The 12,493-nt window shown below is 39.6% G+C and carries 14 protein-coding genes and 1 tRNA gene; 7 read left to right on the top strand and 8 right to left on the bottom strand.

Translation table 11 applies throughout. The features are described from left to right. Positions 1 to 6: 6 nt before the first annotated feature. The 4 genes from B2400_RS15700 (at position 7) to B2400_RS15685 (ending at position 4,693) form a co-directional block, all read left to right on the top strand. Positions 7 to 1,560, top strand: coding sequence for a sodium:solute symporter (locus B2400_RS15700; protein WP_293934775.1), 1,554 nt, complete (start codon positions 7 to 9; stop codon positions 1,558 to 1,560). A 25-nt stretch (positions 1,561 to 1,585) separates the two neighbouring features. Continuing rightward, positions 1,586 to 2,509: a dihydrodipicolinate synthase family protein gene (locus B2400_RS15695; RefSeq protein WP_293934772.1), complete on the top strand. Its 924-nt coding sequence runs from the start codon at positions 1,586 to 1,588 to the stop codon at positions 2,507 to 2,509. A 3-nt stretch (positions 2,510 to 2,512) separates the two neighbouring features. Further along, on the top strand, positions 2,513 to 3,760 hold the full coding sequence (locus B2400_RS15690) for a DUF3748 domain-containing protein (protein WP_293934769.1): 1,248 nt from the start codon (positions 2,513 to 2,515) through the stop codon (positions 3,758 to 3,760). Positions 3,761 to 3,847: 87 nt separating this feature from the next. Next, complete coding sequence (locus B2400_RS15685; protein WP_293934766.1) at positions 3,848 to 4,693, top strand: glycerophosphodiester phosphodiesterase; 846 nt, start codon at positions 3,848 to 3,850, stop codon at positions 4,691 to 4,693. A 179-nt stretch (positions 4,694 to 4,872) separates the two neighbouring features. On the opposite strand, the gene B2400_RS15680 is transcribed toward B2400_RS15685, so the two are convergent. Continuing rightward, the gene (locus B2400_RS15680) at positions 4,873 to 5,280 is read right to left on the bottom strand and encodes a hypothetical protein (protein ID WP_260044617.1); all 408 of its coding nucleotides are present in this window, start codon (positions 5,278 to 5,280) and stop codon (positions 4,873 to 4,875) included. Between the two features lie 130 nt (positions 5,281 to 5,410). On the opposite strand from B2400_RS15680, the gene B2400_RS15675 reads away from it, so the two are divergent. Next, positions 5,411 to 6,157, top strand: coding sequence for a copper homeostasis protein CutC (locus tag B2400_RS15675; protein ID WP_293934763.1), 747 nt, complete (start codon positions 5,411 to 5,413; stop codon positions 6,155 to 6,157). Positions 6,158 to 6,194: 37 nt separating this feature from the next. Here B2400_RS15675 and B2400_RS15670 read toward each other — a convergent pair whose 3' ends face one another. Together B2400_RS15670 and B2400_RS15665 are read right to left on the bottom strand one after the other, a co-directional pair. Then, positions 6,195 to 6,374 (bottom strand): spore protein, encoded by a 180-nt coding sequence (locus B2400_RS15670; protein WP_149525346.1) that lies wholly within the window; start codon positions 6,372 to 6,374, stop codon positions 6,195 to 6,197. A gap of 31 nt (positions 6,375 to 6,405) precedes the next feature. After that, a tRNA-Cys gene (locus B2400_RS15665) sits at positions 6,406 to 6,476 on the bottom strand. A 315-nt stretch (positions 6,477 to 6,791) separates the two neighbouring features. Between B2400_RS15665 and B2400_RS15660 the strand changes: the two genes are divergently transcribed. Continuing rightward, entirely contained in the window at positions 6,792 to 7,427 is a 636-nt protein-coding gene (locus tag B2400_RS15660; RefSeq protein WP_149525347.1) for a porin family protein, read from the top strand. A gap of 106 nt (positions 7,428 to 7,533) precedes the next feature. After that, complete coding sequence (locus B2400_RS15655; protein WP_286650203.1) at positions 7,534 to 8,172, top strand: porin family protein; 639 nt, start codon at positions 7,534 to 7,536, stop codon at positions 8,170 to 8,172. Between the two features lie 141 nt (positions 8,173 to 8,313). On the opposite strand, the gene rpsJ is transcribed toward B2400_RS15655, so the two are convergent. The 5 genes from rpsJ to B2400_RS15630 all read right to left on the bottom strand — a co-directional run bounded on the left by rpsJ (position 8,314) and on the right by B2400_RS15630 (position 12,012). Continuing rightward, positions 8,314 to 8,619, bottom strand: a complete 306-nt coding sequence (gene rpsJ / locus B2400_RS15650) for a 30S ribosomal protein S10 (protein ID WP_013667229.1) — start codon at positions 8,617 to 8,619, stop codon at positions 8,314 to 8,316. A 74-nt stretch (positions 8,620 to 8,693) separates the two neighbouring features. After that, positions 8,694 to 10,817: an elongation factor G gene (fusA, locus tag B2400_RS15645; RefSeq protein WP_293934758.1), complete on the bottom strand. Its 2,124-nt coding sequence runs from the start codon at positions 10,815 to 10,817 to the stop codon at positions 8,694 to 8,696. 128 nt (positions 10,818 to 10,945) lie between these two features. Beyond that, on the bottom strand, positions 10,946 to 11,413 hold the full coding sequence (gene rpsG, locus B2400_RS15640) for a 30S ribosomal protein S7 (protein WP_149525350.1): 468 nt from the start codon (positions 11,411 to 11,413) through the stop codon (positions 10,946 to 10,948). Positions 11,414 to 11,432: 19 nt separating this feature from the next. Beyond that, the gene (gene rpsL / locus B2400_RS15635) at positions 11,433 to 11,840 is read right to left on the bottom strand and encodes a 30S ribosomal protein S12 (RefSeq protein WP_103907777.1); all 408 of its coding nucleotides are present in this window, start codon (positions 11,838 to 11,840) and stop codon (positions 11,433 to 11,435) included. Then, entirely contained in the window at positions 11,815 to 12,012 is a 198-nt protein-coding gene (locus B2400_RS15630) for a hypothetical protein (RefSeq protein ID WP_286650202.1), read from the bottom strand. Before B2400_RS15630 ends, rpsL begins: the two co-directional genes overlap by 26 nt. Positions 12,013 to 12,493 lie beyond the last annotated feature (481 nt).

The following is a 12,493-nucleotide window of genomic DNA, read 5'->3' as shown; positions in this document are numbered from 1 at the left end:
AGAATCATGAACAATCTTCCAATTATTGATATCGTTATTATTTTAATCTACCTCCTTGCGATGGTGCTTGTAGGTGTATATTTTTCAAGGAAAAACAAATCGGCAGACGATTTTACAAAGGCGGCAGGTCGAATACCGGGCTGGGCAATCGGTATTTCGATCTACGCGACATTCTTAAGCTCAAATACTTTTTTAGGTGTTCCAGGAAAAGCATTCGGTGGCAATTGGAACGCCTTTGTTTTTAGTTTATCTATGCCTTTGGCAGCGTGGATTGCAACCAAATACTTTGTTCCTTTCTATCGCAGCACCGGAGAAGTCTCTGCCTATACGAACTTGGAAAAACGATTTGGAACCTGGGCAAGGACATATGCAGTCATTTGTTTCTTACTGACTCAGCTAGCGAGAATAGGCTCTATTTTTTTCGGAATCTCCCTCACGCTGCAAGCCCTAACAGGATATAACATGATTGCCATCATGCTGTTGACAGGTGTGTGCATTGTGATTTACACAGTCATGGGCGGGATTGAAGCAGTTATTTGGACTGAAGTTGTACAGGGTATATTGAAGACAGTCGGTGCATTGATTATCATTTGGCTAGTAGTTCGCGAGGTGCCGGGCGGAATTCCAGAAATATACACGACGGCAAAAGATTTCGATAAAATGAGTCTGGGAACATTCGATTTCGATTTTGTCTCCTCCAGTTTTTGGGTCATTTTGTTGTATGGTTTTTTCATGAATCTCAACAACTTCGGAATGGATCAGAATTACGTGCAGCGCTATCATACCGCAAGTTCGGCGAAAGAAGCTAATAAGTCCGTTTGGCTGTGCGTATGGATTTATGTGCCAGTATCCTTGCTGTTTTTTATTATTGGAACTTGTCTTTTCGTTTACTACCAGCAGCATCCTGAGCTGGTCGAAATTTTGAAATTCCAAACTGCCTCAGAGCGTTTGAAAATGCCTTTAGGAAGCTCGGAAGTTAGCGCGCTAGCTACCACGTTAATGCCTGAAGATTATGGAGATAAGGTGATGCCTCATTTCATGGTAAATATGATTCCGACAGGAGTTTTAGGGCTGATAATATCGGCGCTACTTTCTGCAGCGATGAGTACCATAAGTTCAGGAATGAATGCTTCAGCAACGGTATTTACGGAAGATATCTACAAACGATATGTCAACAAAAATAGCGATGAGTCGAAAAACCTAAGGGTTCTGTATATCGCTACGGTGATCGTAGGTCTAGTGGGCATGTGCTGCGGTATTGCTATGATTGGGGTTAAAAGTCTCCTGGATATCTGGTGGACCTTATCCGGAATATTCGCAGGAGGCATGCTAGGATTATTTTTACTAGGTCTGATCGCGAAGAAAACATCTAACCGTTCGGCAATTATTGCTGTCATCATGGGCGTGGTACTCATTGTCTGGATGTCCCTATCTTATCTATTGCCTGCGGAACTCGATTATCTTAAATATCCATTACATACAAATCTAATTATCGTTTTCGGAACACTTACAATTTGCTTAGTCGGCATTTTAGTGAAAGATAAAAAGCAAAGTAAATAATTAACCTAACATATCTTTTATCCCTATGAATAAACCTAAAAAATTTATTCCTGTCATGCTCATGCCTTTTCAGGAGAACTTAGCTATCGACTATGTAGCACTAGAAAAGTTGATTGATTTTTATTTAGATGCCGGTGCTGCTGGATTATTTGCAAATTGCTTGTCCAGCGAAATGTTTCAACTTAGCAAATCTGAAATGTTGGAATCTGTGAAATTTATTGTCGAGCATGTCGATGGTCGAGTTCCGGTGGTGGCGACAGGAACCTTTGAGGAGCCTATCGATGAACAGGCAGCTTTTATCAAAGAAATCTATGCTACGGGTATCGACAGCGTTATTGTCATAACAAGCCTCCTTGCGCAGGAAAATGACAGCAATGAACAGTTTGAAAAGAATGTTCTAGAACTAATACAAAAAACGGACAATGTACCACTCGGGTTTTATGAGTGTCCAGTGCCCTACAAAAGACTTATTGAACCTACATTTTTAGGAAAACTCGTAAAAGGCGGCCGAGTTAAGTACCATAAAGATACTTCCTTAGATATCGACCATATCGAGCGTAAATTAACCCATACAAATAGTACATTTGACTTTGGCTTATTCGATGCATATATGGTACACGCGGTAAATTCATTGAAACTAGGGTCTGCGGGGCTATCCTGTATACAGGGAAACTATTTTCCAGAGCTCATTGTTTGGCTATGTGAAAACTACGACGATGCAGCTCAGCAAACGAAAGTTGAAGCGGTCCAGCAGTTTTTGATAGATCAAATGGATGTGATGCACTATGCATATCCCATATCTGCAAAATACTATTTAAAAGAGCAAGGCTTTCCAATCAAGCAGCATACTAGGCGAACGGATATTGAAGCTTTTGATAACAAGGTAGAAGAGGCACTGGATAAACTAAAAATGGATTATCAAGTGCTGAGAACGATAATTGACAACTAAATTATGCCGGAGGTTACACAACTCACACACGAGCAACATGGACACAGTATGCACCATAATGGTGCGATTTCCAGCGATGGAAACTGGATTGTATTTGATTACAGAAACGACGATACGCATATTGGCAGAACAGGAACAATTGCAGTATTAGACCGGCGCACTGGCAATCAGTTTCCCATCTATCAAACGCTAGGACAATCTATTTATGGACCGGGGGTGGGAGCGGCGTCTTTTAATCCATGTGCCAATCAGGTTGTCTTCATCCATGGCTTGTTGGATGCAGATAAAGAGAAACCTTATGATATCACCCGCCGCACGGCGGTAATAGTTGATCTAGAAAATAAAATGCAGGCCACGTATGCGGACAGTCGTGATTTGGTAGCTCCCTATGCTACAGGTAGCCTTAGAGGAGGAACACATTCCCATATGTGGAGCCCAGACGGGAAATTACTAAGTTTCACTTATAACGACGAATTGGTCGATCCACAATTACGTGTGGTGGGTCTTATGTTTCCTGTGAAACAGCAAGATCTCGTGGAAGACAGAAGTGGTAATGTGCAAGGAACCTATTATGCTGTGATTGTCTCTGATGTAACAGAATGCCCGCAGCGCGGATCCGACGAAATCAATAAAGCTTTTGATGAATGTTGGGTGAAGAGTTCGTTGAAGGATGGCGATATATACCGTATCGCTTTTCAAGGTAACACGGTGAATGCTTCGGGTGAAACAATAACAGAAATTTTTTTAGTTGATGTGGATTTGAATCTCGCATTTAAGGATAAGTCTGCTGTCGGAATGGAAGGCGAGCGTCCAAAAGTGCCGCAAGGCATACGACAAAAAAGACTTAGCCGAAGTCCTAAAGGGCTTTCAAACCTACGGCATTGGTTGAGAGCGAGTCCCGATGGCAAATCTATATATGCATTGGCCAAAGATCAGTTCAATAATAATCAAATTGTACAATGCAATACCAATACTGGAGAATTAAGTTTTGTTTCAAATTTTGACTTTTCTGTCGCTTCGCCGATTAACATTGATGCATCGGGGGAATGGATAACTTTCATAGCGGATAATAATCTATATGTTTTTCAAATCCATACAAAAGAACTCCTCAAATTAACAGATCATGATGCGAGTGAAGGACAACTCGTCGGTGCTCCATTATTTGATGTTGGTGGAAGGAGGATTTTGTACAACCAATTTATAACAGGTAAGGATGGAGAGTTTATTCAAATAAAAATGGCTAATTATTGATATCCTGATGATTTGTTAACAAATAATTTACCATGGACCTATTCTTTTTTCAGTATTTTTATGCTTCAACCTAAGCATATTACTACCATGAAAATTAGAACCATCAAAAAAGCATTCAAGCTATCGCTTTTAGGAATTTCTCTCAGTTTAGCGACGATTTCAGTGTCAGTGGCTCAGCTCAACGAAGTGAAAATATTTGCACATCGTGCTGGCGCATATGAATATGATGAAAATACACTAGCAGCCTTTAAAGCAACCTATGAACAAGGAATGCGAGGCTATGAAACGGACGTCCGTATTTCCAAAGACGGACAGCTCGTTATTTTCCATGATGATAATCTAAAACGTATCGTCGGCAGGGAAGGGGCAATCGAAGACATGACCCTTTCCGAAATAAAAAAGCTAAAAACACTTAAGGGCAATGAAATACCGACCCTAGATGAGGTCGTTGCTTATTTTAAAGATAAGCCCGGAGTTTATATTGAATTTGAAATGAAAACGAATAAACCATTGTATGAAGAAGCAAAACTCCACAAATATTGCGATATGCTCTATAACAAGGTCTATTCAAACCGTCCGCAAGATTCAGACTATCTGCTTACTTCTATTGATAAGCGTCCCTTGCGCTATTTGAAGGCTAAATACCCGGATGCCGATTTGATGTTTATCAAAGGTGAGGCTTTGACACAAGCTTTAATAGACGAGACAAAGGAACTTGGAATCAAGCGTATCGCGGCTAACATTACGCAGACGACGCGTGCGATGGTGAAAGACGCTAAGAAGCAAGGGATGACGGTCAGCTTGTGGCCAGGTCGTTCTGTGGATGATTTCCTTTTGGGATTGTCTCTGGGATCTGATTACCTGTGTACCGATGTGCCCATTGAAGTATCCAAATGGGTAAAGAATAATGCAGCTTGGATCAAGCTAAAATAATTAAAGCTGGCTAGCGAGCCGGCTTGTTTATTAAAATAGAGTGATGTTATTTAAAGTATCAAATATGCTGCCGACGATTTAAAAAAGGAAGAGTAGTTGTTGTACAGGCTTGGCAATAAACTGGCTAAGCCACTCAGAAAATTGAATAGTTATTCGCTTAGGTAGATTGTTTTTATTTCTTAGATAGTTGTGTAATACTTGGAAAGCATGTGCTCTTGCCATTTCTTAATAATAGCGCATACTTCATAAGCTTCTTGCTGTTCAAATGAACGAAGAAGCGATTCTAAGGTTAAAGTAATTTCAGAAATATGAATGAAGTTACCTTCTTCATCCCGATAGTCCCCTAGAATATCCAAAAGGACACAATGAGTTTCAAATTCCCTGAATTTACGCTGATAATTACGATCAGCATTCAACCAAAGATTTTCAAATTGGAAGCCAGACTCGATGTGCTTATGACAAGCTTGTTCGTATTGAGTACGACGTGTTTGTAGCTCTTGTTTCATTTTCTCGACACTGTCCTGAAGAGAATCATACATGTGGGAGAGATGGAGTTGCACTTCCTTGTGTTGCGAAATAAGTGGCATAACATTTATTTTTTGATGCTCGTAAGTGTTTTAACAAATAATTAGTAGATTGGTTTTGGTAGATGACTGATTTTGTGATTATTATACTAATTTAATACATATTCATCGTAAAAGAAATATATTTGGCAATATGATAGAAAAAAGTATAAATGGAATTCATTTAGAAATATGTGCGAATTCGCTGTCCTCCGCGAAGGAAGCGCAGTTGGGCGGGGCAAGTCGTGTAGAATTATGTCAAAACCTGGAGAATGGTGGCACAACACCCTCATATGGACAAATTAAGCTCGTTCGCGAAGCATTAGAAATTGGAGTCCATGTATTAATCAGGCCACGTGCTGGAGACTTTCTTTATTCCGACGATGAGTTTGCTGAAATAAAGGAGGATATTCTCTATTGTAAAGAAGCGGGATGTGATGGCGTTGTGATCGGCATATTGACAAAGGACGGAGGGGTTGATAAGGTGCGCATGAAAGAGCTAGTTGATTTGGCGAAGCCCATGTGTGTGGTTTTTCATAGAGCATTCGATCGATGCGCTGAGCCTTTAAAAAGCCTTGAAGATATTATCGAATTGGGGTGCGATAGAATCCTAACTTCAGGATTAAAAAATTCTGCATGGGAGGGAAGAGAACTTATAAAAGCACTAGTCGATAAAGCTGATGGTCGAATCGAAATTATGCCGGGGGCTGGGGTCGATGAGAGCAATGTGAAAGCAATAATAGAATTCACCGGGGTAAGAAGTGTGCATTCATCCGCTAAGGTCTTAGAAGCCTCTAAAATGGTCTATAATCAAACGAACGTAAAGGGGATGGATGAAGACGTAATAAGCAGCTCTTCTGAAAGAGTTGCCCAAATTATTGAACAAATAAAAAGCCTTTAGTGAAAACTAAAGGCTTTAAATATTTTAAAACAAATGCTTATTTAGCGTCAGCAGCTAATTTGTTTAAGATCTCATCATTCTTAGCGATTTGACCTTTCGCAGACATTTTGTTTTTTGAACCTAATTCAATATTACGTCCAAGTTTCAAAAACTGTACTTCAACACGTGAAACAGTTTTATTTCTTCTATCTTTTCTTTTTAAACGTGTAACTCCCATTGTTGTTAATATTTTTTCTAATGTTCAAACGAGGTCGGAAGCGGATTCGAACCGCTGTAGGAGGTTTTGCAGACCTCTGCCTAGCCACTCGGCCATCCGACCCTTTTACCCTTACAGGCATGCAAAAATAGGATTTACTTTTCACATATAAAAACCTTTTTTGCTTTTTATTCTACGAAATAATTTTTTCATAGATAAGCGTCTGATTTTAATCGCTTTATCAAGAAATCAATCATTAGTATTCAATTATTTCGGAACTGAATCTTAGATTATTTAAATTTTTATTAAACATAAGTGTCTGATAATCATGGATATATATTGATGCAGTTAGCTCCGCTATTTTTTTGGTCTAAACTTTGTAAGTGTGTTACCGTGTTAGCAGATGCTGACCTATTGAAAAAGAAAAATTTAAAGAATATGAAAAAATTATTACTATCATTCGGAGCTGTAGTTTTATTGGCAGCAGGAGCACAAGCTCAAACTAGCTATGGTTTAAAAGCTGGTGTTAACTTAGGTAAATACTCTAATGTTAGCGATCTTGAAAAAGATTATCAAAAAAACAACGTATCGTTTTATGTAACAGGTTATGCTGACCTTCCAGTCGCTCCTCAGTTTTCGATTCAACCAGGAGTATCCTTACAAGGTAAAGGTGCTAAATACGAGGCGTCAGGCGACAATGCTAGCGGATCGTTATCTCGTAATGTAATGTCAATTGAAGTTCCAGTGAATGCAGTTTACTACATCCCTGCTGGTGCTGGTAATGTATTCTTAGGTGCTGGTCCTTACGTAGGTTTCAACATCTCAGGTAAAGATAAATGGGACGGTTCTTTAGGAGAAGGTGGTACTTCTGGCGACAGAAAACTTGAGTTCTCTGGCGATAATAAAGACATGAACTTAATCGATGCAGGTGTTAACTTCTTAGCAGGTTACAAATTGAACAACGGTTTCTTAATTAACGCTGGTTATGGTTTAGGTTTATCTAACTTGAATCCAGGTGATGGTGAGAAAACATCTAACCGCGTATTATCATTCGGAGTTGGTTTCCAATTCTAATTGAAAATAATACCTTATGTGAAAAGGCAATCGAAAGATTGCCTTTTTTTGTGGCTTAAAATTTGTCATGTTATTGATATACAATCATAAACTAAATCGTAAAATCATGAAAAGATTAATTTTAGCAGTAATTGCCTCACTGGCATTCTCAGGTGCAGCTTTCTCCCAAGTGAGTTATGGCCTGAAAGCAGGTTTAAATTTGGCGAAATATTCCGAAGTGGCCATTGAGGGCTTGGAGGACTATGCCAAGATGAACCCGACATTTTATGTTACTGGATTTGCGGATATTCCCGTGGCTCCTCAATTTTCGATCCAACCAGGCCTTTCCTTACAGGGAAAGGGAGCGAAGTATAAAGGCGAGGAAGGAGGAACGACAGGAACTATCACTATCAACACCATGTCTATTGAGATTCCTGTAAACGCGGTGTATTATATTCCCGCTGGTCCAGGTTCCGTATTTTTAGGGGCTGGCCCGTATGCTGGATATAACATCAGCGGAAAAATCAAATCAAAGACTACCGGTAATGATGAATCAAGCGAGGATACCGATCTATCCTTCTCAGGTGATGATAAGGACATGAATGCATTCGAAGCCGGTATTAACTTTTTAGCTGGCTATAAGTTAAGCAATGGATTCTTAATCAACGCTGGATATGGACTGGGGTTGACGAACTTGAACCCAGATAGCGACGGGCAAAACATCAAAAATAGGGTGATTTCTGTTGGAGTGGGTTTTCAATTTTAAAAAAGCTGTTCGCAATCAGATTCTAGAAATCTCATGTTCAGACGACACGCTTGTACCAGAGATCTTACACCCAATAACTAAATAAAAAAACTCCCCTTTATCTTTCAATAAAGGGGAGTTTTGTTTTCTCAAAGAAATCTATCACACTTTGATTTCAACTTCAACACCTGAAGGTAATTCTAATTTCATTAACGCATCAACAGTTTTAGAGTTTGATGAGTAAATGTCTAACAATCTCTTGTAAGAACATAATTGGAATTGCTCACGTGCTTTTTTGTTAACGTGTGGAGAACGTAAAACTGTATAGATTTTTTTCTCAGTAGGCAATGGAATTGGACCACTAACAACTGCACCTGTAGGTTTTACTGTTTTCACGATTTTCTCAGCTGACTTGTCAACCAAGTTGTAATCGTAGGATTTCAATTTGATTCTGATTCTTTGGCTCATTATATATTTGTTTTTAAAATGACCCCCGATTAGAGCTATTTATAATCAGGGATCGGTTGTTTTGTATGCTAATATTAGTCTTCTAGACCTTTTACTTTACCTTTTGATTTCGCAATAACTTCTTCAGCTACGTTACGAGGTGCTTCAGCATAGTGGTCAAACTCCATTGTTGAAGTTGCACGACCTGAAGTGATTGTACGTAATTGAGTAACATATCCGAACATCTCCGAAAGTGGTACTAAAGCCTTGATAACTTGAGCTCCGTTACGTGAGTCTAGACCTTGCATCTGACCACGACGACGGTTTAAGTCACCCATTACATCACCCATGTTTTCCTCTGGAGTCAATACTTCAACTTTCATGATAGGCTCCATTAATACTGGAGAACATTTAGGTAATGCTTGACGGTAAGCCATTTTACCAGCTAATTCGAAAGATAATGAATCTGAATCGACTGCGTGGAAAGATCCATCGATCAAACGCACTTTCATTCCTGATAGTGGGTAACCAGCTAATACACCATTGTTCATCGATGATTCAAATCCTTTTTGAACCGAAGGAATGTATTCTTTTGGAATAGCACCACCAACGATCTCATTAACGAATTGAAGAGGTGATTTAACAACATCCCAATCTTCGTCTGCAGGAGAGATAACAACTTTGATATCCGCGAATTTACCACGACCACCTGATTGTTTTTTGTAAACTTCACGGTGCTCAGATGTTCCGTTGATAGACTCTTTATAAGCTACTTGTGGAGCACCTTGGTTAACTTCTACCTTGAACTCACGTCTCAAACGGTCGATCAAGATATCTAAGTGAAGCTCACCCATACCTGAGATAACTGTTTGACCAGTCTCTTGATCAGATTTTACTACGAATGTAGGGTCTTCCTCAGCTAATTTACCTAAAGCGATACCTAATTTATCTACGTCAGCCTGAGTTTTAGGCTCGATCGCTAAACCGATTACTGGCTCAGGGAAAGTCATAGACTCAAGGATGATAGGGTTTTTCTCGTCACAAAGTGTATCACCAGTTTTGATGTCTTTGAAACCTACAACCGCACCGATATCACCAGCACCGATTCTTTCGATTGGGTTTTGCTTGTTAGCGTGCATTTGGAAGATACGAGAGATACGCTCTTTGTTTCCTGAACGAGTGTTCAATACATAAGAACCAGCCTCTAATACTCCTGAGTATGCACGTACGAAACATAGACGACCTACGAATGGGTCAGTAGCAATCTTGAATCCTAATGCCGCGAAAGGCTCAGTTTCAGATGGCTTACGAACGATCTCTTCACCGTTACGTGGGTCAGTACCTTTAACAGCCTCTTGGTCAAGAGGTGAAGGCAATAACTCCATAACGAAGTCAAGCATTGTTTGTACACCTTTGTTTTTGAATGATGATCCACAAACCATAGGAACGATAGCGTTATCTAAAACAGCTTTACGTAAAGCGTCTAAGATCTCACGCTCTGTTAATGAATCTGGATCTTCGAAGAATTTCTCCATCAAAGACTCATCATATCCAGCAACAGCTTCTAATAATTTCTCACGGTATTCAGCAACCTCATCCAACATATCGTCAGGAATCGGAACTTCTGTAAAAGTCATACCTTTATCAGCTTCGTTCCAAACGATACCACGGTTGTTGATTAAGTCAACTACACCTTTGAAGTCGTCCTCAGCACCGATAGGTAATTGAAGCGCTACAGCCTCAGAACCTAACATCTCTTTCACTTGTCTTACAACTTTCAAGAAGTCAGCTCCTGAACGGTCCATTTTATTAACGAAACCAATACGAGGAACTTTGTAACCATCAGCTAAACGCCAGTTCGTCTCAGATTGAGGCTCAACACCATCAACAGCTGAGAATAAGAATACTAACCCGTCTAATACACGTAATGAACGGTTTACCTCTACAGTAAAGTCAACGTGTCCAGGAGTATCAATTACGTTTACTTGGTATTTTTTATTACGGTAGTTCCAGAATACAGTAACAGCAGCAGATGTGATCGTGATACCACGCTCTTGCTCTTGCGCCATCCAGTCTGTAGTAGCAGAACCTTCGTGAGTTTCTCCTAATTTGTGGTTAACTCCAGAGTAGAATAAGATACGCTCTGTAGTCGTAGTTTTACCAGCATCGATGTGGGCAGCGATACCAATATTTCTAACTAATTTTAAGTCTTTTGCCATATTAATTTTGCAGTTTGCCTATTGGCGTTTTTTGTTGCTTTGTTCTTAAACAAATACACCGACTCTCGATAATGAATATTCTATTATCTAAAGTCGGTGTAATCATATTTGATTCTTTATTTTCAAAATTAGAATCTGAAGTGTGAGAACGCTTTGTTAGCTTCCGCCATCTTGTGCGTGTCTTCTTTCTTCTTTACAGCAGCACCTTCACCTTTAGAAGCTGAAATAATTTCTCCTGCTAATTTCTCGAACATGGTTTTTTCACCACGTTTGCGAGCATAAGAGATTAACCATTTCATTCCTAAAGCGATCTTACGCTCTGGACGAACTTCCATAGGAACTTGGAAGTTAGCACCACCAACACGACGAGATTTAACCTCTACTGCTGGCATAACGTTGTTTAAAGCTTTTTTCCAAGTCTCTAAACCGTTCTCTTGCGTTTTTGATTCTACTAATTCTACAGCATCGTAAAAAATTGAGTACGCGATAGATTTCTTTCCGTCGAACATCATGTTGTTTACGAAACGTGTTACCTGAACGTCATTAAACTTTGGATCAGGTAAAATGATTCTCTTTTTTGGTTTTGCTTTTCTCATTTTCTTTTCCTCCGTTTAATTATTTCTTACCTTTTGTTGGAGCAGCTGCTTGACCTGGTTTTGGACGTTTTGTTCCGTATTTAGAACGACGTTGGTTACGGCCTGCTACACCTGATGTGTCTAATGCACCACGGATGATGTGGTAACGAACTCCTGGTAAATCTTTAACACGACCACCACGGATTAACACGATTGAGTGCTCTTGTAGGTTGTGTCCTTCTCCTGGAATGTAAGCATTCACTTCTTTTCCATTCGTTAAACGAACACGAGCTACTTTACGCATTGCTGAGTTTGGTTTTTTAGGGGTAGTAGTGTATACACGTGTACACACACCTCTTCGCTGTGGACATGAATCCAACGCTGGTGATTTACTCTTATCAACCAGAGCTACTCTACCTTTTCTAACTAATTGTTGAATAGTAGGCATTTACCTGTTTTGTGTTTTTAATTTGTGTAAAATTAATTTTTAAGTCTGCAAAGATATAAAGAATATTTCGAATCGTAAAGAGTTGTGAGATAAAGTTTTTAAATAAAATGGATGCGTCGATTCCACGGCCGTTCTGTAGCAGTTCCTGACCATACGTCAATGGTTTTTTCATGCTATAAATGTTGCTGTACGGGATCTTGTGTTGAATTCGATAATTCTTAACAGCAAATGGTGTTTCGTATTTGACGCGTCCAGATAATACAGGGGCGGCTGCAAAGATTAAGGAATTCAAGGTAGAAGTTAGCATGGACAATCAACATTGGGAAGTCGCTGTTCAGGTCGTGGGGCGCTCAACGGACGTCAGTACTTTCCTTTTGCTACCTCAAAGACTTTCAGATATTTTCGAATCGTCACAGTGAATGATTTTAAAGGAGAGAACCACGCCTCTATTGCAGAGCTCGATCTCTATTAATAATCGATAATCAGCTTGCTCGAAAAAAAGTTCTAATCAACGGCATATTTTAGAATAAGAAGCCCCGTCATGGAAAAATGGCGGGGCTCCTTATTTTTTTGATATGTTAAAAACGATATTGAGAACAATATGTTATTCTTTAATATCGTTCGGCCTAGCATCGCTGTCTGTTTAAGCTGCT

Origin of the sequence: Sphingobacterium sp. UBA6645 (assembly GCF_002455685.1) — a bacterium.
Taxonomy (GTDB): Bacteria; Bacteroidota; Bacteroidia; order Sphingobacteriales; family Sphingobacteriaceae; genus Sphingobacterium; species Sphingobacterium hotanense.
This window is presented reverse-complemented; position numbering and strand designations above follow the sequence as displayed.